Origin of the sequence: Palleronia sediminis, assembly GCF_004358695.1 — a bacterium.
Lineage (GTDB): Bacteria > Pseudomonadota > Alphaproteobacteria > Rhodobacterales > Rhodobacteraceae > Palleronia > Palleronia sediminis.
This window is the reverse complement of record NZ_SNAA01000016.1, coordinates 13,008-33,099: the sequence shown is the minus strand read 5'-3', so window position 1 is coordinate 33,099 and position 20,092 is coordinate 13,008. Positions and strand designations below refer to the sequence as shown.

The window sequence follows — 20,092 nt, the reverse complement described above, 5'->3', positions numbered from 1 at the left end:
CCATCGTCACCCTGACCGACACCGATGCCCTTGCCGCGTTCTGCGCCCGCGCCCGCGCGCATCCCTATGTCACCGTCGATACCGAGTTCCTGCGCGAACGGACCTATTACGCGCAGCTCTGCCTCGTGCAGCTGGCGATTCCGGGCCCCGGCGGGGGCGAGGCGGTGCTGGTCGATCCGCTGGCAGATGGCCTGTCGCTGGCCCCGCTCTACGAGCTGTTTCGCGACGAAAGCGTGGTCAAGGTGTTCCACGCGGCGCGGCAGGATCTCGAGATCTTCCTGCATGACGGCGACGTGATCCCGAGGCCGCTTTTCGATACGCAGGTCGCGGCGATGGTCTGCGGCTATGGCGAGCAGGCGGGCTATGAAACGCTCGCGCGCAAGATCGCGCACCAGACCGTCGACAAGAGTTCGCGTTTCACGGATTGGTCGCGCCGGCCGCTGACCGACGCGCAAAAGGTCTATGCGCTGGCCGATGTGACCCATCTGCGCATCATCTACGAGGATCTCGCCGCGCGACTCGAGGAAACCAACCGTACCGCCTGGGTCGAAGAGGAAATCGGCATTCTCACCGATCCCGCGACCTACCGCACGGAACCCGCCGATGCCTGGCTGCGCATAAAGACGCGCACCCATTCGCCGAAATTCCTGGCGCTGGTGCGCGAACTCGCCGCCTTCCGCGAGGAATACGCGCAAAAACGCAACGTCCCGCGCAACCGCGTCTTCAAGGACGATGCGTTGATCGAACTGGCCTCGTCCAAGCCGCGCAACGACAAGGATCTGGGCCGCGCGCGCCTGCTCGGGCGCGATGCGCGCCGCGGCGAGATCGCGGCCGGCATCCTGCGCGCGGTGGAGCGTGGCCTGGCCACCGATGCCAGGAACGCGCCGCAGCCCGACCGCAGCCGCGAGAACCTGAACGTGAACCCCGCGCAGGCCGACCTGCTGCGCGTCCTGCTCAAGGCCAAGGCCGAAATGGCCGGCGTGGCGCAAAAGCTCATCGCGACCTCGTCGGACCTGGATTTCATCGCCGCGGGCAAGCGCGACGTGGCGGCGATGCAGGGCTGGCGCGCCGAGGTGTTCGGCCGCGATGCCGCACGGCTTCTCGATGGCGAGATCGGGCTGGCCGCGCGGGGCGGGGATGTCGTGGTGTTCGACCTGACCTGACGGCGCTCAGCGCCGGACCGACAGCGCCCCCGAGGCCCCCGATACCCGGATCTCGCGGATGCCGTCGAGTTCGCGGTTCGACAGCTCCGCCCCGACCGTGATCTCGCGCGAGCGCGGGGTCGCGACGCCCGTGGCCCTCAGGGGCGGGACGGCGCGAAAGGCAAAGACCGCGACGCCCGCCTCGGCCGAGGCGACGCGCACCAGCTCGCCGTCCCAATAGCCCTGAACCGGCGGAATGCCGGTGGCCTGGATGACGGCGCCATAGGGGTTGGCGGTGACACGCAGATCGGTAACGGTCGGCATCAGGGGCCGCTGATCGGTCTCGACCGCGCGGGCGCCCGCCACCGCGGGCCGGGCCTCGGCACCGCCGAACCAGTTGAGCGGATTGAGCCGCGAGGCGCAGCCAGCAAGGCTCAGCACGATGGCCGTCGCCACGAGATATCGGCCCATATTCCCCTCCGACCGTCTGTTCCCGCCCGGATTAGCAGGGCAGGGCGGCGTTGGAAAGCGCGGCGCGGGCCGCTTGCCCTCGGGGGGTGCTGCGCTTACCTCGGGGTCACGCCCAGACCGACGGAGACCGACCCATGGCCACCCCCGCCTTCGAGGAAATCGCCGAAACCTTCGAGTTCCTGGACGAATGGGAAGACCGCTATCGCCACGTGATCGAGATGGGCCGCGCGCTCGAACCGCTCGACGCCTCGCTCAAGGTGCCCGCGACCAAGGTCGAGGGCTGCGCGAGCCAGGTCTGGCTGGTGCCCACGCTCGAGCATGGCCGCTTCGATTTCCGCGGCGACAGCGACGCGATGATCGTCAAGGGTCTGATCGCGGTGCTGCATGCGCTCTATGCCGGGCTGCCGCTGGACGAGGTGCGCGCGGTCGACGCCCCGGCCGAATTGCGGCGGCTGGGTCTGGACGAGCATCTGTCCTCGCAACGCTCCAACGGGCTGCGCGCCATGGTCGAGCGGATCCGCGCGACGGCCGAAAAGGCCGAGGCCTGAGCGCCCTCGCGCGCCACCCGTCGATTAACCACGATCACGCAACGGATGCCCCCGATTGCGTCGAATGACGGCGAGTTGGGCGTAAATCGCCACATTCGCGTCGCGGATTGTCCGCATTGCCGGGGCAAAACTCTCCTCCACAACCCGATGGTTTCGCACGACGTTCGACGCGCAATGCATGACCTCGGGGCGTGGGGTCGCCCGATCACGGGCGGCCGGACCGAGGGGACTGGGCCATGGCGCAATACACGGTTGTCGGAAAAGGCGAGCTCGACCCCGACGATATCGTCGTGGACGGCCCCGGCCTGTTCCGGGTCGAGGCCGACAAGCTTCAGGCGGTCGATCTTTCCGACGGCGACAGCGTCGTCATCGCCCCGACGGCCGACCAGGAAATCCAACTCGGGACAAGCGCGGGGGCGCCCATCTCGGTCTCGGTCGAGTTCGACGGCGCGAACCCGCATGTCTTCGGAATGGTCATCGGGCCGAATATCGCGGCCGATGTCGCCATCGAGAACAACGTCACGCTTGCCACGATCCAGGCCGGAAAAGCCCATTCCCTTACCGTGAACGGCGCGGCCGGCAGCGTGGTCGCGGGCGAGATCCGGGGGAGCGAGAACGACGATGCACTGACCTTCGGCCACCAGTCCGAGCTGGACGGGATCACACTGGGGCGCGGGGACGACGTGCTGACCGTCGGAAAGAACGCCGATTTCTGGGGCGATCTGAACGCGGGGGACGGGCGCGACACGATCGTCATCGGCGACGGCTACGATTTCCACGCGCGCAAGCTGATGACGGGAGAAGGCGCGGACACGATTTGGCTGGGCGATGCCGCAAATGGGGCGCGGGCCTTTGAACTCGACGCAGGCAGGGGCGACGACACGGTTCGGCTGGGCGGGATCGACCCGTCGATGGCCAACAGGATCATGGCCGGGTCGGGCAGCGATTACGACGAGCTGACCATCGCCACGAGCAGCCCGGCCGAACGTGCCGATCTCATCGCCGCGCTACAGGCGCAGGGATATACCCAGAACGGGGCCGGATGGGACGAGGCGTCGAAATCCACCGTCACATGGCAGAACACCAAGATCGAGAATTTCGACCGGATCAATATCGTCTGTTTCGCCTCGGGCACGCGAATCACGACGGCCGAGGGCGCGGTCGCGATCGAGGATCTGCGCACGGGCGACCGGGTGCTGACCCGCGACGCGGGGTTCCAGTCGATCCGGTGGATCGGCCGGACCCGCGTGCCGGCAGACGGTCATCTTGCCCCCATCCGCTTTGCGCAGGGCGCCATCGGCAATACGCGCGCCCTGCGGGTGTCGCCGCAGCACCGGATACTGCTCGCCCATCGCCAGCTCGGCCTGTATTTCGACGAGGCCGAAGTACTGGTTCCCGCCCGGATGCTGGTCAATGGCCGTACGATCACCGTCGATCCGGGCGGCGAGGTCGAATATCACCACATGCTCTTCGACGACCACCAGATCGTCTTTGCCGAAGGCGCCCCGAGCGAGAGCTTTCACCCCGGCCGGATCGGCATGGGCAGCCTCGCCCGCGAGGCCCGCGCCGAGATCCACGCCCTGTTTCCCGAACTGGCCGAGGATCCACGCGCCTATGGCGCCTCGGCCCGCATCACGCTCCGCCATCACGAGGCACGGCTCGCCTCCGAACTGATGGGCTTATCGCCCCCGCAGCAGGAAAGACCGACAGCATGATCCAGGCCGAGGCGCAGACCGCAATTCCCCCGCCGCCCCCAGGTTTCGGCAGTTTCACCCAACCCGACGCCGCCGCGATGCGGGCCGATCTCGATGCGCTGGCCGGGCAGGCGGGGCGGCTCCTGGGAACCTCCGTTCAGCGGATCGAGGCGCCGGGCGGGCCGCGCCGCGCCAGTCTGCGGTTGATCTTGGGCGACGGGCGCCGCGTCATCGCCACGCGCCGCCCCGACCGGGCCGAGCGGCTGCGCGAGGCGCTGGTGCTGGGCATCCTCGACGGGGCCGACGGCCATGTCCCGAGGCTGCTGGCCTTCGGCGGCGGGGTCTTGATCCAGGAGGATTGCGGCGGCGCACGGCTGTCCGACGCGCTCGCCGCGACCAAGAGCATCATGCGCGAGACCATCGCGGCCGACGCGGTGGCGTCGCTGGCCGCGATCCGCAGGATCGCGACCGCCACGGGCATCGCGCAGGAACTGCCCTTCATCGGCATGGCCTCGGACTGGCTGGCCGATTTCTCGCTCGGGCCGGTGCGCCTGGCCGAACGGCTTGGCATCGCCGCGCCGCGCTATGACGTGCCGGGGCTCGCGCAATCGCTCATTGCCGGGCCGCAGGTCTTTACCAAGTGGGACGCGCGGCCGGGCAATGCCGCGCTGTCGGATGACGACCCGGTGATGTGGTTCGACTGGGGCATGGTCGGGCGCCGCGGCGGGTTCGAGGATGTCGCGGCGCTGATCTCGGACGAGTTCTGGCCGCTCGACGCAGCCATGTCGCTGCGCATCGTGGCCGAGGAATTGCCCGACACCGATTCGGGGCCGCTTGCAACCTATGCGATGCTTCACGCCTGCAGCCGGCTGCGCAAGATCCTGCGGCAGGCGGCGACGGGCGGCTGGGAAACCAACGACCGGACGCTGCGCCATTACGACCTGATCGGCGTGGCCCGCCCGATGTCCGCCGCGCTGGCGCGGCGCGCGCGCGACTACGCGCTGACCGATGCGGGAACCGAGGCGCTGGGCCCGTTCTTCGACAGGGTGGCGCGCCGGGTCGAGGACGAGGACGCCGACTGAGCGCGACGCCGCCCGCGGCTACTCCGGCAGCGCCATGGCGGCGTGGTCGAGCCAGCGCGCCAGCGGTTGCGCCGCACCGTCCATTCCGGCCAGCGCGGCGGCCGTCGCGGTGACGCGAAGGGCAAGCTCGCGGCTGACCCCGATCCGGTCATAGCGCCGCATCCGCGCCGCGTCCTGCCATCCGTGCCGGCCCTGCTGCCCGAGGATGAGGCGGCAGCGCTCGATCCCCTGCAACACGGCAAAGCGGATGAAAAGCGGCTCGTGACCGGGCGCGACAAAGCCGGTACGCCGCAACAGGTCGCGCGAGCTGTCGGCGGGCAGGGGCCAGAACTCGTCCGCGACAAGGAACGCCGCATCCTCGACGCCCGCGCGGCGGCCGTAATCCTCCCAGTCGAACCAGATCACGCGGCCATCCGCGGCGATCGCGGCATTGCCGGGCCGCGCGTCCCACTTGATGAAGGCCAGCGGCAGGCTGGTCAGCCCATGGGCCAGCGCGGCCGCATCGTAATCCGGCGCGGGGATGCCCAGCCTTTCGGCGAGGCGCACCGGCCCGCGCGCAAAACTGCCCAGCCATTCGGGCCCGTTGGCGATGGGCGGCAGGTCGGCTACGAGCCCGAGCCGCCGCGCCGCGCGCTTGATCTGCAGCAGGCTTTCGAGGGCGGCGGCCGCGACCGTCTCGCGGCCCTGCGCGTCCTGCCTTTCAAGCTCGGCGGTCAGGCGACGGTTGCCCGCGTCGCTCTGGAAACTCCAGCCGCGCGATTGGCCGAGAAACCGCGGCACAGGCGCATCCTCGCGCGCCAGCGCCTCGAGCAGCGCAATCTCGCGCGCGCGCCGCGCCGGGTCGGCGCGCCATGAGGCGATCACCGACCGCCCCCCGAGATGCACCCGGACGCTCGCCCTGCGGCGGCCGCCGGGCGCGGTGATCCGGTCGACCGGATCCCCGAACAGCGCCTCGGCCGCTTGCGCCGCGTCCTCTGCCGGCGGCGGCCCGCCATCCGTGCCGTTCATCGCCCTTGCCCCTGGGTTCACCCCGACAGGGGGGCAACGGATCGTGCCGAACCGCAAGCCGGTTCCGGCCGTGATCGCGGAGTGTTTCATATTTTGCGACAAACCGGCCAATCGGGCGCAATTGTGCGTAAATTGATCGGGTTTGGTGCCGTATCGCGCAAAGATGAAGAATTGATTACCGCCGCGGGATGTCGGATAGGAACATGACGGCGGCGATCCTTTCGGTCGCCGCTTGGTATGTGCCGATCCGTCGGTGCATCAACCGCCCGATCCCGCGCCTCTTTCCGGTCCCGCGATGCGACCGCGGGGGGCGGCGCCCGATCCGGCACGAGGCACAGGACCGGAGGCCCGTCACTCGACAGGGTCGCCTGGGGGAAACGAACATGGCACGGATAAACGGTACCAAGGGCGACGACTCGATCGTCGGTACGGATGGCGACGACACGCTGCGGGGCAGGGACGGTGACGACACGATCCGCGGCCTCGGGGGCGACGACCGGATCGACGGCGACGATGGCGACAACCTGATCCTGGGCGGCGACGGCGACGACCGGATCGACGCGGGCTCGGGCGCCGATACCGTTGCCGGGGGCGCCGGGGACGACACCATCGACGGCGGCAAGGGCGACGATTGCCTGGCGGGCGGCGCGGGCGATGACGCGATCCGCGGCGGATCGGGCGACGATGCGATCTCGGGCGGTGCCGGCGACGATACGATCGAGGGCGGCAAGGGCCGCGATGTGCTGACGGGCGACGATGGCGACGACGTGATCCTCGGCGGCTCGGGCAACGACGATCTTTACGGCGGCGCAGGCGAGGACCTGCTGATCGGTGGCAAGGGCGGCTCGGGCTCGAAATCGGGCGGCGACCGGTTCTTTGTCGGGCTGCAGGGCGGCGGGACCGACACGGTCTTTGGCGGCTCGTCCCATCTGTACGGCTCGGGGTCGGGGTCCGGCTCGCGCGGCGGATCGGCCAAGGGGGCCGACGAGAACGACACGCTCTATGTCGAAGGTCCGGTTTCCGTCACGCTGGAAAGCGGCGAGACCTTTACCCTCGACCCGGGAGAGATCCGCGCGATCATCCGCGAAAAGGACGGGATCGACGACGACCTGCAGGATGGCGGGATCGCGACGCTGAGCGATGGCACGCGGGTCGATTTCGACGATATCGGGCGGATCGCCTCGGTCGAAAGCGTGGACGCGCCGCCGCCCTGCATCTGCTTCACGCCGGGCACGGCCATCCTGACGCGGCGCGGGCTCGTCGCGGTCGAGGATCTGCGGCCGGGCGACCGGGTGTTGACCCGCGACAACGGGTTCCAGACGGTAAGCTGGGTCGGCGCGCGCGATGTGACCCCGTCCGAGATGATGCGCCGGACCGAGCTGCGCCCGGTGCTCATCCGCGCCGGATCGCTCGGGCCGGATTGCCCCGAAACGGATATGCTGGTGTCGCCGAACCACCGCATGCTGATCCAGGGCGGGGATACCGAGCTGCTGTTCGCCACGCCCGAAGTGCTGATAGCGGCCAAGCATCTGCGCGCGCGGGCGGGCGTCGCCCGGACGATGCCAAGGGCGGGCGTCACCTATGTGCACATCATGTGCGACCGTCACGAGGTCGTGCTGGCCGATGGTGCCTGGACCGAGACCTTTCACCCCGGCGATTATGCGATGAACGGGCTTCAGGACGATCAGCGCGGCGAGATCCTGTCGCTTTTCCTCGAACTCGGCCGCCCCGAGGGGATCGAGGCCTATCGCGCCTCGCGCCTGATCGCCCGTCGCCACGAGGCGGAATTGCTGCTCGGCTGAGCCACGGAAAAGGGCCGGCGCGTCCTGCGACGCGCCGGCCCCGGTCTCAGACGGTATCGCGGCTTATTGCTGCCAGGATTTCACCAGCTCGTCATAGGCGATGGTTTCCGGCTCTTCGTCCTCGTTCTCGAGCTTGGGCTTGGGCGCGCCCGGCTGCTCTTCGAGCCAGTAGGACGGATCGCGCTGTTCGTTCAGCGCGGGGCCGAACTCGCCCTGGACGCCGGCCCGCTCGAGCCGCTCCATGACGCTTTCCATGTCGGCGCAGAGCTTGTCGAGCGCCTCTTGCGGGGTCTTCGCGCCCGACATGGCGTCGCCGATATTCTGCCACCAGAGCTGTGCCAGCTTGGGATAGTCGGGCACGTTGGTGCCGGTGGGCGACCATGCGGTGCGCGCCGGCGAGCGGTAGAACTCGATCAGGCCGCCGAGGCGTCCGGCCCGCTCGGTGAAGTGATCCGAGTCGATGGTGCTTTCACGCACGAAGGTGAGGCCCACGTCGGATTTCTTGACGTCCACCGTCTTGGAGGTGACGAACTGCGCATAGAGCCAGGCGGCCTTGGCGCGGTCGACGGGGGTCGAGTTCATCAGCGTCCAGGATCCCACGTCCTGGTAGCCGACCTTCATGCCTTCCTCCCAGTAGACGCCGTGCGGGCTGGGAGCGAGGCGCCATTTCGGCGTACCGTCCTCGTTCATCACCGCAGGGCTGTCGACCAGGGGCGCGACAAAGGTGGTGTACATGAACATCTGCTGCGCGATGTTGCCCTGTCCGGGGACGGGACCCGCCTCGGAGAAAGTCATGCCCGCGGCCGAGGGCGGCGAGTATTTCTGGAGCCACTGGATCGCCTTGTCGACGGCATAGACCGCCGCGGGCGAGTTGGTGGCGCCGCCGCGATCGACGCAGGCGCCGACGGGCTGGGACTGCTCGTTGACGCGGATCCCCCATTCGTCGACCGGAAGGCCGTTGGGGCTGCCCTTGTCGCCCATCCCGGCCATGGACATCCACGCGTCGGTGTAGCGCCAGCCGAGCGACGGGTCCTTCTTGCCGTAGTCCATGTTGCCATAGACTTCGACGCCGTCGATCTCGCGGCCGGTGAAGAACTCGGCGATATCCTCGTAGGCCGCCCAGTTGACCGGAACGCCGAGCTCGTAGCCGTATTCCTCCTGGAAGGCGGCCTTGATCTCGGGATCGTTGAACCAGTCGTAGCGGAACCAGTAGAGGTTCGCGAATTGCTGGTCGGGAAGCTGGTAGAGATTGCCGTCAGGGCCGGTGGTGAACTGCGTCCCGATGAAATCCTCGAGATCCAGCGTCGGCGAGGTCACGTCCGCGCCCTCGTTCGCCATCCAGTCGGTCAGGTTGCGCACCTGCCCATAGCGCCAATGCGTGCCGATCAGGTCGCTGTCGTTGACATAGGCATCATAGACGTTCTGGCCCGACTGCATCTGCGTCTGCAGCTTTTCGACCACGTCGCCTTCGCCGATGAGGTCGTGGGTCACGTTGATCCCGGTGATCGCCGCAAAGGCCGGGGCGAGGACCTGCGACTCGTATTCATGGGTCGTGATCGTTTCCGACACGACGTTGATATCCATGCCCCGGAACGGCTCGGCGGCATCGACGAACCACTGCATCTCGGCCTCCTGCTCCTCGCGGGTCAGGGTGGACATGCCGTCGATTTCGGTGTCGAGGAACTGGCGCGCTTCCTCCATGCCGGCGAGCGCCGGCCCGGCGGCGAGGCCGCAGACCAGCGCAAGCGCGGTCGAGGATCTGAGTGTAACGTTCATGGTTTACCTCCCATGGTTTGGTGAACGTCGAAGAAATCCGTCAGACATAGCGGAATATGACCGCCGCGACGCCAAGACAGACGAGTAGCGCCCAGGCCTGCGGCGCGATGCCGAAGCCCAGCCACGCGAGATTGATGAAGGCCGAGGCGAGCAGCGTGATGAACAATCGGTCACCCCGCGTCGTCTCGATCCCCAGCACGCCCACGCGCGGCGTCTCGGGCCGCTTGATCGCGAGGATGCTGAAGACCACGAGCAACAGCGCGATCACGAGGAAAAAGGCCGCCGTGGGCCAGGTCCAGGCCATCCATTGCATCGTCACACCCTCCCCAGGGCAAAGCCCTTGGCAATGTAGTTCCGCACGAAGAACACCACGAGCGCGCCCGGCACGATGGTCAGCACCCCGGCCGCGGCCAGAACGCCCCAATCGACGCCGGCCGCGCCCACGGTGCGCGTCATGGTGGCGGCGATGGGCTTGGCTTCGACGCTGGTCAGCGTGCGCGACAGGAGAAGCTCGACCCACGAGAACATGAAGCAGAAGAACGCCGCGACACCGATCCCCGACGAGATCAGCGGCATGAAGATCTTGATGAAGAACCGCCCGAAGGAATAGCCGTCGATATAGGCGGTTTCGTCGATCTCCTTGGGAACGCCGCGCATGAACCCCTCGAGGATCCATACGGCGAGCGGCACGTTGAACAGGCAATGCGCCAGCGCTACCGCGATATGGGTGTCGAACAGCCCGACCGACGAATAGAGTTGGAAAAAGGGCAGGGCAAAGACCGCGGGCGGCGCCATGCGGTTCGTCAGCAGCCAGAAGAAGAGGTGCTTGTCGCCCATGAAGTTGTAGCGGCTGAAGGCATAGGCCGCGGGCAGCGCCACCGTGAGCGAGATCGCGGTGTTCAGCACGACGTAGATCAGCGAGTTGACATAGCCCATGTACCACGAGGCATCGGTCAGGATCGTCGCGTAGTTCTGCAAGGTCAGGTTCTGCGGCCAGAGCGAGAACTGCCCGAGGATCTCGGTATTCGTCTTGAGGCTCATGTTCAGCAGCCAGTAGATCGGCAGCATCAGGAACAGCAGGTAAAGCCCCATCACCACGGCCGACCCCGAGGGCCGGAACCGGCGCGCCGTGCGCACGTCGTTGCGCGCGGCGGTCAGGTCTTCGGGCAGGTGGCCCGCGCCGGGGGCCTCGATGGTCGCATCGCTCATTTCGCGTCCCTCCGGTCGAGGTTAACCATCACGGTGTAGAACACCCACGAGATCACGAGGATCACGAGGAAATACATCAGCGAGAACGCCGCCGCCGGGCCGAGGTCGAACTGCCCCAGTGCCATCTTGACGAGGTCGATCGACAGGAACGTCGTCGCGTTGCCGGGGCCGCCCCCGGTGACGACGAAGGGCTCGGTATAGATCATGAAGCTGTCCATGAACCGCAGCAGGATCGCGATCATCAGCACGCCCAGCATCTTGGGGAGCTCGATATAGCGGAACACGGCCCAGCGGCTCGCCTGGTCGATCTTGGCGGCCTGGTAATAGGCGTCGGGGATGGATTGCAGCCCGGCATAAGCCAGAAGTGCAACGAGCGACGTCCAGTGCCAGACATCCATCACGATGACGGTCGTCCAGGCGGCATAGAACCCTTGGGTGTAGTTGTAGTCGATCCCCAGCGCGTCGAGCGTATAGCCCAGAAGCCCGATATCCACCCGGCCGAAGATCTGCCAGATCGTGCCGACCACGTTCCACGGGATCAGCAAAGGCAGCGACATGACGACGAGGCAGAACGAGGCCCAGAACCCTTTCTTGGGCATGTTCAGCGCGACGAACACGCCGAGCGGGATCTCGATGGCGAGGATGATGGAGGAAAAGGCAAGCTGGCGTCCCAGCGCATTCCACATCCGTTCCGAATGCAGCATCTGGTCGAACCACTCGAGCCCGGCCCAGAAGAAGACGTTGTTGCCGAACGTGTCCTGCACCGAGTAATTGACCACCGTCATCAGCGGGATCACCGCCGAAAAGGCCACCAGCACCAGCACCGGCAGAACGAGGAACCAGGCCTTCTGGTTGTCGGTCTTCATGCCGCGGCCTCCGTTTCCCGGCGGGCCGCGACGCGCCAGTCGTTTTCATAGACGTTCACGCCGCCCTCGACGAATTGCACATGCGTCCCGCCATCGGGGACCGTGCCGGATTCGTCAGCGATGGCGTTCACCTCGGCGCCGTCCATCTCGAGCCGCACGATCTTGTGGCGGCCGACATCCTCAACCCGCTTGACCCGCGCAGGCAGCCCGGTATCGGACAGGCGGATGTATTCGGGACGCACGCCGATCTTCACCCGGCCGCCGCCGAGCGGGTAGGTCGTGCCCAGATCGAACCGGGTGCCGCCGATCTGCGCCTTGGTCCCGTCGATCCGCGCGTCGAACAGGTTCATGCCCGGCGAGCCGATGAAATAGCCGACAAAGGTATGGGCGGGACGCTCGAACAGCTCTTGCGGGGTGCCGATCTGGACCACGCGGCCGTCATACATGACCACGACCTTGTCGGCAAAGGTCAGCGCCTCGGTCTGGTCGTGGGTCACGTAGATCATCGTATGCCCGAAATCGTGATGCAGTTTCTTGAGCTGGGTCCGAAGCTCCCATTTCATATGGGGGTCGATGACGGTCAGCGGCTCGTCGAAGAGCAGCGCGTTCACGTCCTCGCGCACCATGCCGCGGCCCAGGCTGATCTTTTGCTTGGCATCCGCGGTCAGGCCGCGCGCCTTGCGATCGAGCACGGCCTCCATCCCGATCATGTCGCCGACCTTCTGCACGCGGCGCGCGATCTCGGGGGCGGGCAGGCCCCGGTTCTTGAGCGGGAAGGCGAGGTTCTCGCGCACGGTCATCGTGTCGTAGACGACTGGGAACTGGAACACCTGGGCGATATTGCGCTCGGCCGTGGGGTGGTCGGTCACGTCGCGACCGTCGAACAGGACGCGCCCGTGCGAGGGACGAAGCAGCCCCGAGATGATGTTGAGCAGGGTGGTCTTGCCGCATCCCGACGAGCCGAGCAGGGCATAGGCCTCGCCGTCGCGCCAGTCATGGGTCATTTCCTTGAGCGCGAAATCGTCCTCGGATTGTGGATCGGGCAGGTAGGAATGCGCGAGGTTCGACAGGGTAATCTTGGCCATCACGCGGCCTCCGCATAGGGGGCGGGCCGCACCAGCGCGCCGGCCTCGTCGAAAAGGTAGACGTGGCGCGGGTCGAGATGGACGGTCAGGCTTTCGCCGGGGCGCAGCACGCGCACCCCGTGGACGAGCCCCACCCAGCGCGCGCCGTGGTGGTCGAGATGGACATAGGTTTCCGATCCGGTGATCTCGGTCACGGCCAGCGTGGCGTCAAAGGCAATGGTCTGCGCGCCGGGGTCGAGCGACAGGTGATTGGGGCGGAACCCGGCGGTGTAGCGCCCGGTGGCCAGCTCGGGCCCGAAGGCCCCCGCGGGCAGCGTCTCGCCCTCGCCGAAAGCCAGCACGCCGTCGCGTTTCTCGACCTCGAGGAAATTCATGGGCGGGTCGGAAAAGACGCGCGCCGTGGTGGCGTCGGCGGGTTTGCGGTAAACCTCGGGGGTGGGGCCGAACTGGGTCACACGCCCCTGCCACAGGGTCGCGCAATTGCCGCCGAGCAGCAGCGCCTCTTCGGGCTCGGTGGTGGCATAGACAAAGATCGAGCCGGATTCGGCAAAGATCCTGGGAATTTCCGCGCGCAGCTCTTCGCGGAGCTTGTAGTCGAGATTGGCTAGCGGCTCGTCGAGCAGCACCAGCCCCGCGTTCTTGACCAGCGCGCGGGCCAGCGCGCAACGCTGCTGCTGGCCGCCCGACAGCTCCAGCGGCTTGCGTTCGAGCATGGGGCCGAGCTGCATCAGGTCGGCGGTCTCGCGCACGCGGCGGTCGATCTCGCCGGCGTCGAGCCCCATCAGCCGCATGGGCGAAGCGATATTGTCGTAAACGGTCATCGAGGGGTAGTTGATGAACTGCTGATAAACCATCGCGACCTTGCGATCTTGCACGCGCTGGCCGGTCACGTCCTCGCCCTTCCACAGGATGCGCCCGCTCGCCGGCTTGTCGAGCCCGGCCATCAGCCGCATGAGCGAGGTCTTTCCCGCATTGGTCGGGCCGAGCAGCACGTTCATCGTGCCGGGCTCGAGCGTGAGATCGGTCGGATAGATGAGGGTCTCGCCCCCGGCGGTTCTGGATACGTGATCGAGCACGAGGCTCATGCGTCTTTCCCCCCTTGCGTCGAACCCGCCTCCTCGCGGCGCATGGGGCGCACCGGCATTTTCCGGGGCGATCCGTCGCGGGCCGTTTCCGGCCGTCCGATGCCTTTCACCGTCGCCAGCCCTTGTCCGAAAGGCAAGGTGGACGGCTTTGCCGGACCCTAGGACTGCAAAGCGCGAAATGAAACCCTTGATTTTCGCTTTTTTGCGGTATTCTGTTCCTGCTTGTCCGGGGAGCTTATGCCTAGGATGAATTACGCCCCGTATCATACTGTTTCAGAACAGGTGACGCTGGGGAGTCGGCGCGGCGCGGCCACGCCCGATGCGGAGCAAAGCGAACATATGTCCCAGACGATCCGCCATCCCGAAATCCTCGACATGGCGCGGCGCGACGGCAAGGTGACGGTCGAGGGCCTCGCCGATCATTTCGGCGTCACGCTTCAGACGATCCGGCGCGACCTGTCGGACCTGGCCGATGCCGGCCGGCTCGAGCGTGTGCATGGCGGTGCGGTCCTGCCATCGGGCACGATGAATATCGGCTACGAGGAACGCCGCTCGCTCAACGCCGAGGCCAAGGCATCCATCGCGGCGGCCTGCGTCGCGGCCATTCCGGGCGATTGCTCGGTGTTTCTCAATATCGGTACCACGACCGAAGCCGTGGCCGAACGGATGCTCGCGCATCGCAACATCCTCGCCGTGACCAACAACATCAACGTCGCCACCACGCTCGCCGCCAATCCCGATTGCGACGTGGTCGTGGCGGGCGGCACGCTGCGCCGGTCCGACGGGGGGCTGGTGGGCGATCTCACGCTCGAGACGATCCGGCAGTTCAAGTTCGATATCGCGGTGATCGGATGCTCGGCGCTCGACGAGGATGGGGACCTCCTGGATTTCGACATCCGCGAGGCGGGCGTTACCCGCGCGATTCTCGATCATTCGCGGCGGACCTTCCTCGTCGCCGATCACTCCAAGTTCCGGCGCAAGGCACCCGTGCGCGTAACCAATCTCGGGCGGCTCGACGCGTTCTTCACCGACCGGCCCTTGCCCCGCCGCGTCGTCGATCTCTGCCGCGAAAACGGGGTAGAGATCGGCGTGACCGGGCCGGACGGGTCCGACGACTGACCGGCACAAGCCCCCGCGCCCCCAAGGATCGGACAGCATGACCCGCGCCTATCTCAAGACCGCCCCCCGCAGCCCCGCCGCCGATGCCGGGAACACCCGCGCCATCGTCGAGGACATGCTGCGCGACATCGAGGCCGGGGGCGAGGCGGCCGCCCTGCGTTATTCGGCGCGCCTCGACGGCTATACGGGCAACGTGCTGCTGACCGGCGACGAGATCGCAGCCGCCTCGCGCCTCGTGCCGCAGCGGGTCAAGGACGATATCGGCTTTGCCCATGACAACGTGCGCCGTTTCGCCGAGGCGCAGAGGGCCAGCCTGCGCGATGTCGAGGTCGAGATCGTGCCGGGTCTCGTCGCCGGTCAAAAGGCGATCCCGGTCGCGGCGGCCGGCTGCTACGTGCCGGGCGGGCGCTACAGCCATGTCTCTTCGGCGGTGATGACGGTGACGACGGCGCGGGTCGCGGGCTGCGGTCATGTCGTCGCCTGCGCGCCGCCGCGCGCCGGTCACGGAATCGCGCCGGCCGTCATCCATGCCGCCCATGTCTGCGGGGCCGATGCGATCATGGCCATGGGCGGCGTGCAGGGGATCGCGGCGATGGCGTTCGGGCTGTTCGGCCTGCCGCGGGCCGATATCCTCGTCGGCCCCGGCAACCAGTTCGTCGCCGAGGCCAAGCGCCAGCTCTTCGGCCGCGTCGGCATCGACATGATTGCGGGTCCGACCGACAGCCTGATCCTGGCCGATTGCACCGCCGATCCCGGCATCGTCGCGGCCGACCTCGTGGCGCAGGCCGAGCATGGCTACAACTCGCCCGTCTGGCTCGTGACCGACGACGAGGATCTCGCCCGCGCGGTCATGGACCGCGTGCCCGCGCTGATCGCCGCGCTGCCGCCGCTCAACCGCGAGAACGCCGCGTCGGCATGGCGCGACCATGCCGAGGTGATCGTCTGCGCCGACCGCGAGGCGATGGCCGCGACCTCGGACGAATATGCCCCCGAGCACCTCACCGTCATTGCAGGCGATCTCGACTGGTGGCTCGACCGGCTGACCTGCTATGGCTCGCTCTTTCTCGGCGAAGAGACGACCGTGGCCTTCGGCGACAAGGTCAGCGGGCCGAACCATGTCCTGCCGACCTCGGGTGCGGCGCGGTATACCGGCGGGCTGTCCGTCCACAAGTTCCTCAGGCTCGTGACCTGGCAGCGGTCGACCCGCGCGGGCATGCGCCCCGTCGCCGAGGCGACCGCCCGCATCGCCCGGCTCGAGGGGATGGAGGGGCACGCCCGCAGCGCCGATATCCGGCTGGAGCGTTTCTTTCCCGGCGAGGCGTTCGATCTCGGGCGCACGGACCGAGACCCCGCCTAGCCCGAGGGCCGCCGGTCGCGGGCGGTCTGGATATCCGCAAGACAACGCGGCATGGTTCGCGCGTCATGGGCGGCGCCGCCCGCCTTGCGCGGGGTGCCCCGCGATACCGTCGCCGCGACCGGGATCGTCCCGTTTCCCGAGGCCGAAAGAAAAGGAACCCCGTATGTCCGAAATCCCGCACCTGCTTGTCCATGAGGCGGCCGACAATGTCGGCGTCGTGGTGGTCGAGGGCCTGACCGCCGGCACCGACATGCTGTGCGTCGTGACCCACGACGATTCGAGCTTTCGCCTGACGGCCAAGGCCGACGTGCCCATCGGCCACAAGGTCGCGCTGAGCGATCTCAAGGCCGGAGATACCGCGATCAAGTACGGCGAGGATATCGGCAGGATCACGGCCGATGTCGAAAAGGGCGGACACGTCCACACCCACAACTGCAAAACGAAGCGCTGGTAAGGAACCCGTCCCATGGCATCGAACTTCTCCAACATGACCGTACAGGGCTATCGTCGCGAGAACGGCCGGGTCGGCGTGCGCAACCATGTCCTCATCCTGCCCGTGGACGACATCTCGAACGCGGCCTGCGAGGCGGTGGCCAACAACGTCAAGGGCACGCTGGCCATCCCGCACGCTTATGGCCGTCTTCAGTTCGGCGAAGACCTCGAGCTGCATTTCCGCACCATGATCGGCACCGGCGCCAACCCCAACGTGGCGGCCGTGGTGGTGATCGGGATCGAGCCGGGCTGGACGCGCAAGATCGCCGACGGCATCCGCGAGACCGGAAAGCCCGTGGCCGAGTTCTCGATCGAGCAGAAGGGCGATTTCGAGACCATCCGCGCCGCGTCCTGGGCCGCCAAGGAGTTCGTGCATGCCGCGACCGAGATGCAGCGCGAGGAATGTTCGATCTCCGAGCTGTGGATCTCGACCAAATGCGGCGAGAGCGACACGACCACCGGGCTCGGATCGTGCCCGACGGTGGGCAACATGTATGACAAGCTGCTGCCCGAGGGCATCACGGGCTTTTTCGGCGAGACCTCCGAGATCACCGGCGCCGAGCATATCTGCCGCGAACGTGCCGTGTCGAAAGAGGTGGGCGACCGCTGGTACGCGATGTGGAAGGCCTATCAGGACGAGGTCATCTTTGCCCACCAGACCGACGACCTGTCCGACAGCCAGCCCACCAAGGGCAATATCGAGGGCGGCCTGACGACCATCGAGGAAAAGGCGCTGGGCAATCTCGAAAAGATCGGCCGGACCTCGCAATTCATCGACATTCTCGACCCGGCCGAGGCGCCGCGCTCGGGCGCGGGGCTCTATTTCATGGACAGCTCGTCTGCGGCCGCCGAATGCGTGACGCTGATGGCCGCGGGCGGCGCGGTGATCCATACCTTCCCAACCGGGCAGGGCAACGTGGTCGGCAACCCCATCGTGCCGGTCATCAAGATCACCGCCAATCCGCGCACGGTGCGCACCATGGGCGAGCATGTCGATGTCGACGTCTCGGGCATCCTGCGCCGCGAGATGACGATCGACGAGGCGGGCGACGCCCTGATCGAGATGATCCGCCGCACCGCCAACGGCCGCAATACCGCCGCCGAGGCGCTGGGACATCGCGAGTTCTCGATGACCAAGCTCTATCGCTCGGCCTGACCGGGCCGCGTCCAGCGGGCGGTCGCCCGCTGGACGCTCCCAAAGCACGACACCCCCCGGAGAGACCCGTTCCATGACACAGACCCGCCGCATCGGATTGCCCGAGGCGCGCCGCCTCATCGCCGCCGCCCTCGTCGCGCAGGGCGTGCCCGACCCGGCCGCCGCCTCGGTCGCCGCCGCGCTTGTCGCGGCCGAGGCCGAGGGGCAGGGGGGCCATGGCTTTTCGCGGCTGGGCGACTATGCCGCGCAGGTCCGGTCGGGCAAGATCAATGCCGGCGCCCGGATCGCGGTCACGCATCGCGGCCCGTCATCGCTGCTGATCGACGCCGACCGGGGCTTTGCCTATCCCGCGCTCGACGCGGCGCTCGAGGCGGGGATCCCGGCCGCGTGCGAAACGGGCGCCGCGGTCATGGGCATTGCCAATTCGCATCATTGCGGCGCGCTGTCGGTGCAGGTCGAAAAGATCGCGCAGGCGGGGCTTGTGGGCATCATGGTCGCCAATGCCCCCAAGGCCATCGCGCCATGGGGGGCGAGCACACCGGTCTTCGGCACGAACCCCATCGCCTTTGCCGCGCCGGTCGCCGATGGGCCGCCGCTGGTCATCGACCTCTCGCTCAGCCGCGTGGCGCGCGGCAAGGTGATGGCGGCGAAAAAGGCGGGACGCTCGATTCCCGAGGGATGGGCGCTCGACCCCGACGGGCAGCCGACCACCGACCCCGAAGCGGCGCTCGCGGGAACGATGGTGCCCATCGGCGGGCCCAAGGGCACGTCGCTCGCGCTGATGGTGGAGTTGCTCGCCGCCGCCTTCACCGGCAGCGCCTTCAGCCACGAGGCCGCGTCGTTTTTCGACGCCGAGGGGCCGGCGCCGCGGGTCGGGCAGACCCTGATCGTGCTGCGCCCCGAGGACGGGTTCGGCGCGCGCACGGCGTCGCTGCTCGACCTCATCGCCGGGATGGAGGGCACGCGCCTGCCCGGCGCCCGCCGTCGCGCGGCACTGGCCGAGGCCGAAGCCGACGGCATCGAGGTGCCGATCCGCTATCTCGACGAGGCCGGGACGCTGGCCGCGGGCGCGTGAAGATGCGGGGGCGGGTGCCGCCCCGCGTCAGCCTTCCCTCGGTCAAGGGCCTTGGCCAGCGGCTGCGCGGTGCCTTTCCCGGCCTGCTTCTGGCGGCGATCATCGCGCTGGCGAGCAAGTTCATATCCGAGCATTACGGCGCCCCGGCGATGCTGCTGGCATTGCTTTTCGGGATCGCGCTGAACTTCATGGCCGACGACGCGCGTTGCGGCCCCGGCATCGCGATCGCCGCGCGCGACGTGCTGCGGCTGGGCGTGGCGCTTTTGGGGCTGCGGATCAGTTTCGGCATGGTCGGCGCGCTGGGCTGGCCGGTGGTGACGATGGTGGTCGCCATGGTGCCGCTGACCATCGGCTTCGGCTTCGCGGCCTCCCGGCTTTTCGGGTTCCGCTATCGCTTTGCCTTCCTGTCGGCGGGGGCGGTGGCGATCTGCGGTGCCTCGGCCGCGCTGGCCATCGCCGCGATCCTGCCGCGCGATGCCAAGTCCGACGACAGGCTGGTGTTCACCGTGGTGGGCGTCACGATCCTGTCGACGCTGGCGATGATCCTCTATCCGCTGCTCAGCCATGCGATGCATTTCGACGACGTGACCGCGGGGATCTATATCGGCGCGACCGTGCATGACGTAGCGCAGGTCGTCGGGGCGGGGTTCTCGATCTCGGACGAGGCGGGCGAGACCGCGACGCTGGTCAAGCTGTTGCGCGTGGCGATGCTGGCGCCGGTGGTGATCCTGGCGGCGCTGGTTCTGCGTAGCGGAGAGACCGCGCCCGAGGGCGCGCGCCCGCCGCTGGTGCCGGGCTTCGTCCTCGCATTCGTCGCACTTGCGACGCTGAACACGGTGCTGCCCCTGCCCGAGGCGGTGCAGCGGCTTGCACAGGACGGATCGGGCTGGTTGCTGCTGGTGGCCATCGCGGCGGTCGGGCTGAGGACGCGCCCCGCCGAGATCCTCAAGGTGGGACGCCCGGCGGCCGCGCTGCTGCTGGCCGAGACGGTGTTCATGGCCGCCGCGGTGGCCTTGGCGATCAAGGTTTTCGACCTGCACCCGCTGTGACGGCCGGGGCGCGGGCGGGCCCGTGCCATCTTGCCCGAATCCCGATTTCGCGCCATAGACGGGGCTGGGCAGGCGA

Annotated in this window: 19 protein-coding genes; 11 read left to right on the top strand and 8 right to left on the bottom strand. The window is 67.8% G+C overall.

The features are described from left to right. Positions 1–2 precede the first annotated feature (2 nt). Entirely contained in the window at positions 3–1,163 is a 1,161-nt protein-coding gene (gene rnd, locus E2L08_RS13365; RefSeq protein ID WP_133397638.1) for a ribonuclease D, read from the top strand. 6 nt (positions 1,164–1,169) lie between these two features. Here the strand turns inward: rnd and E2L08_RS13360 are convergent, their stop codons facing one another. Further along, positions 1,170–1,613: a hypothetical protein gene (locus E2L08_RS13360; RefSeq protein WP_133397593.1), complete on the bottom strand. Its 444-nt coding sequence runs from the start codon at positions 1,611–1,613 to the stop codon at positions 1,170–1,172. 134 nt (positions 1,614–1,747) lie between these two features. Here E2L08_RS13360 and E2L08_RS13355 point away from each other — a divergent pair, with 134 nt between their 5' ends. From E2L08_RS13355 to E2L08_RS13345, 3 genes are all read left to right on the top strand, one after another. Next, positions 1,748–2,161 (top strand): SufE family protein, encoded by a 414-nt coding sequence (locus E2L08_RS13355; RefSeq protein WP_133397592.1) that lies wholly within the window; start codon positions 1,748–1,750, stop codon positions 2,159–2,161. A 236-nt stretch (positions 2,162–2,397) separates the two neighbouring features. Further along, on the top strand, positions 2,398–3,876 hold the full coding sequence (locus E2L08_RS13350; RefSeq protein ID WP_133397591.1) for a Hint domain-containing protein: 1,479 nt from the start codon (positions 2,398–2,400) through the stop codon (positions 3,874–3,876). Further along, positions 3,873–4,937 carry a hypothetical protein gene (locus E2L08_RS13345; RefSeq protein ID WP_133397590.1) on the top strand — a complete coding sequence of 355 codons (1,065 nt, stop codon included), beginning with the start codon at positions 3,873–3,875 and terminating at the stop codon, positions 4,935–4,937. The genes E2L08_RS13350 and E2L08_RS13345 overlap by 4 nt, the downstream gene beginning before the upstream one ends. An 18-nt stretch (positions 4,938–4,955) precedes the next feature. Here the strand turns inward: E2L08_RS13345 and E2L08_RS13340 are convergent, their stop codons facing one another. After that, the gene (locus E2L08_RS13340) at positions 4,956–5,945 is read right to left on the bottom strand and encodes a protein kinase family protein (protein ID WP_133397589.1); all 990 of its coding nucleotides are present in this window, start codon (positions 5,943–5,945) and stop codon (positions 4,956–4,958) included. 383 nt (positions 5,946–6,328) lie between these two features. On the opposite strand from E2L08_RS13340, the gene E2L08_RS13335 reads away from it, so the two are divergent. Then, on the top strand, positions 6,329–7,747 hold the full coding sequence (locus E2L08_RS13335) for a Hint domain-containing protein (RefSeq protein WP_168771154.1): 1,419 nt from the start codon (positions 6,329–6,331) through the stop codon (positions 7,745–7,747). Between the two features lie 63 nt (positions 7,748–7,810). Here the strand turns inward: E2L08_RS13335 and E2L08_RS13330 are convergent, their stop codons facing one another. The 6 genes from E2L08_RS13330 to E2L08_RS13305 are packed head-to-tail and all read right to left on the bottom strand — an operon-like array spanning position 7,811 to position 13,768. Next, positions 7,811–9,523 (bottom strand): ABC transporter substrate-binding protein, encoded by a 1,713-nt coding sequence (locus tag E2L08_RS13330; protein ID WP_133397587.1) that lies wholly within the window; start codon positions 9,521–9,523, stop codon positions 7,811–7,813. Positions 9,524–9,563: 40 nt separating this feature from the next. Continuing rightward, positions 9,564–9,836: a DUF2160 domain-containing protein gene (locus E2L08_RS13325; protein WP_133397637.1), complete on the bottom strand. Its 273-nt coding sequence runs from the start codon at positions 9,834–9,836 to the stop codon at positions 9,564–9,566. A gap of 2 nt (positions 9,837–9,838) precedes the next feature. Continuing rightward, entirely contained in the window at positions 9,839–10,732 is an 894-nt protein-coding gene (locus E2L08_RS13320) for a carbohydrate ABC transporter permease (protein WP_206077016.1), read from the bottom strand. Further along, a complete protein-coding gene (locus tag E2L08_RS13315) occupies positions 10,729–11,598 on the bottom strand; it encodes a carbohydrate ABC transporter permease (RefSeq protein WP_133397586.1) in 870 nt (289 codons plus the stop codon). Before E2L08_RS13315 ends, E2L08_RS13320 begins: the two co-directional genes overlap by 4 nt. Beyond that, positions 11,595–12,683: an ABC transporter ATP-binding protein gene (locus E2L08_RS13310; protein ID WP_133397585.1), complete on the bottom strand. Its 1,089-nt coding sequence runs from the start codon at positions 12,681–12,683 to the stop codon at positions 11,595–11,597. Before E2L08_RS13310 ends, E2L08_RS13315 begins: the two co-directional genes overlap by 4 nt. Further along, positions 12,683–13,768, bottom strand: a complete 1,086-nt coding sequence (locus E2L08_RS13305; protein WP_133397584.1) for an ABC transporter ATP-binding protein — start codon at positions 13,766–13,768, stop codon at positions 12,683–12,685. Before E2L08_RS13305 ends, E2L08_RS13310 begins: the two co-directional genes overlap by 1 nt. Positions 13,769–14,107: 339 nt before the next feature. Here E2L08_RS13305 and E2L08_RS13300 point away from each other — a divergent pair, with 339 nt between their 5' ends. From E2L08_RS13300 to E2L08_RS13275, 6 genes are all read left to right on the top strand, one after another. Beyond that, on the top strand, positions 14,108–14,887 hold the full coding sequence (locus E2L08_RS13300) for a DeoR/GlpR family DNA-binding transcription regulator (RefSeq protein WP_133397583.1): 780 nt from the start codon (positions 14,108–14,110) through the stop codon (positions 14,885–14,887). Positions 14,888–14,924: 37 nt separating this feature from the next. Then, the gene (gene hisD, locus E2L08_RS13295; protein ID WP_133397582.1) at positions 14,925–16,244 is read left to right on the top strand and encodes a histidinol dehydrogenase; all 1,320 of its coding nucleotides are present in this window, start codon (positions 14,925–14,927) and stop codon (positions 16,242–16,244) included. 163 nt (positions 16,245–16,407) lie between these two features. Further along, positions 16,408–16,698: a UxaA family hydrolase gene (locus E2L08_RS13290; RefSeq protein WP_133397581.1), complete on the top strand. Its 291-nt coding sequence runs from the start codon at positions 16,408–16,410 to the stop codon at positions 16,696–16,698. Positions 16,699–16,710: 12 nt separating this feature from the next. Next, positions 16,711–17,892, top strand: coding sequence for a UxaA family hydrolase (locus tag E2L08_RS13285; protein ID WP_133397580.1), 1,182 nt, complete (start codon positions 16,711–16,713; stop codon positions 17,890–17,892). Positions 17,893–17,965: 73 nt separating this feature from the next. Next, positions 17,966–18,967 carry an Ldh family oxidoreductase gene (locus E2L08_RS13280; RefSeq protein WP_133397579.1) on the top strand — a complete coding sequence of 334 codons (1,002 nt, stop codon included), beginning with the start codon at positions 17,966–17,968 and terminating at the stop codon, positions 18,965–18,967. 2 nt (positions 18,968–18,969) lie between these two features. Next, a complete protein-coding gene (locus E2L08_RS13275; RefSeq protein WP_133397635.1) occupies positions 18,970–20,016 on the top strand; it encodes a YeiH family protein in 1,047 nt (348 codons plus the stop codon). Positions 20,017–20,092: the final 76 nt, after the last annotated feature.

Coding starts and splice junctions, on each gene's coding strand:
- E2L08_RS13360 (WP_133397593.1), bottom strand. CDS start 1,613: ATGGGCCGATATCTCGTGGCGACGGCCATCGTGCTGAGCCTTGCTGGC.
- E2L08_RS13355 (WP_133397592.1), top strand. CDS start 1,748: ATGGCCACCCCCGCCTTCGAGGAAATCGCCGAAACCTTCGAGTTCCTG.
- E2L08_RS13350 (WP_133397591.1), top strand. CDS start 2,398: ATGGCGCAATACACGGTTGTCGGAAAAGGCGAGCTCGACCCCGACGAT.
- E2L08_RS13345 (WP_133397590.1), top strand. CDS start 3,873: ATGATCCAGGCCGAGGCGCAGACCGCAATTCCCCCGCCGCCCCCAGGT.
- E2L08_RS13340 (WP_133397589.1), bottom strand. CDS start 5,945: ATGAACGGCACGGATGGCGGGCCGCCGCCGGCAGAGGACGCGGCGCAA.
- E2L08_RS13335 (WP_168771154.1), top strand. CDS start 6,329: ATGGCACGGATAAACGGTACCAAGGGCGACGACTCGATCGTCGGTACG.
- E2L08_RS13330 (WP_133397587.1), bottom strand. CDS start 9,523: ATGAACGTTACACTCAGATCCTCGACCGCGCTTGCGCTGGTCTGCGGC.
- E2L08_RS13325 (WP_133397637.1), bottom strand. CDS start 9,836: ATGCAATGGATGGCCTGGACCTGGCCCACGGCGGCCTTTTTCCTCGTG.
- E2L08_RS13320 (WP_206077016.1), bottom strand. CDS start 10,732: ATGAGCGATGCGACCATCGAGGCCCCCGGCGCGGGCCACCTGCCCGAA.
- E2L08_RS13315 (WP_133397586.1), bottom strand. CDS start 11,598: ATGAAGACCGACAACCAGAAGGCCTGGTTCCTCGTTCTGCCGGTGCTG.
- E2L08_RS13310 (WP_133397585.1), bottom strand. CDS start 12,683: ATGGCCAAGATTACCCTGTCGAACCTCGCGCATTCCTACCTGCCCGAT.
- E2L08_RS13305 (WP_133397584.1), bottom strand. CDS start 13,768: ATGAGCCTCGTGCTCGATCACGTATCCAGAACCGCCGGGGGCGAGACC.
- E2L08_RS13300 (WP_133397583.1), top strand. CDS start 14,108: ATGTCCCAGACGATCCGCCATCCCGAAATCCTCGACATGGCGCGGCGC.
- hisD (WP_133397582.1), top strand. CDS start 14,925: ATGACCCGCGCCTATCTCAAGACCGCCCCCCGCAGCCCCGCCGCCGAT.
- E2L08_RS13290 (WP_133397581.1), top strand. CDS start 16,408: ATGTCCGAAATCCCGCACCTGCTTGTCCATGAGGCGGCCGACAATGTC.
- E2L08_RS13285 (WP_133397580.1), top strand. CDS start 16,711: ATGGCATCGAACTTCTCCAACATGACCGTACAGGGCTATCGTCGCGAG.
- E2L08_RS13280 (WP_133397579.1), top strand. CDS start 17,966: ATGACACAGACCCGCCGCATCGGATTGCCCGAGGCGCGCCGCCTCATC.
- E2L08_RS13275 (WP_133397635.1), top strand. CDS start 18,970: ATGCGGGGGCGGGTGCCGCCCCGCGTCAGCCTTCCCTCGGTCAAGGGC.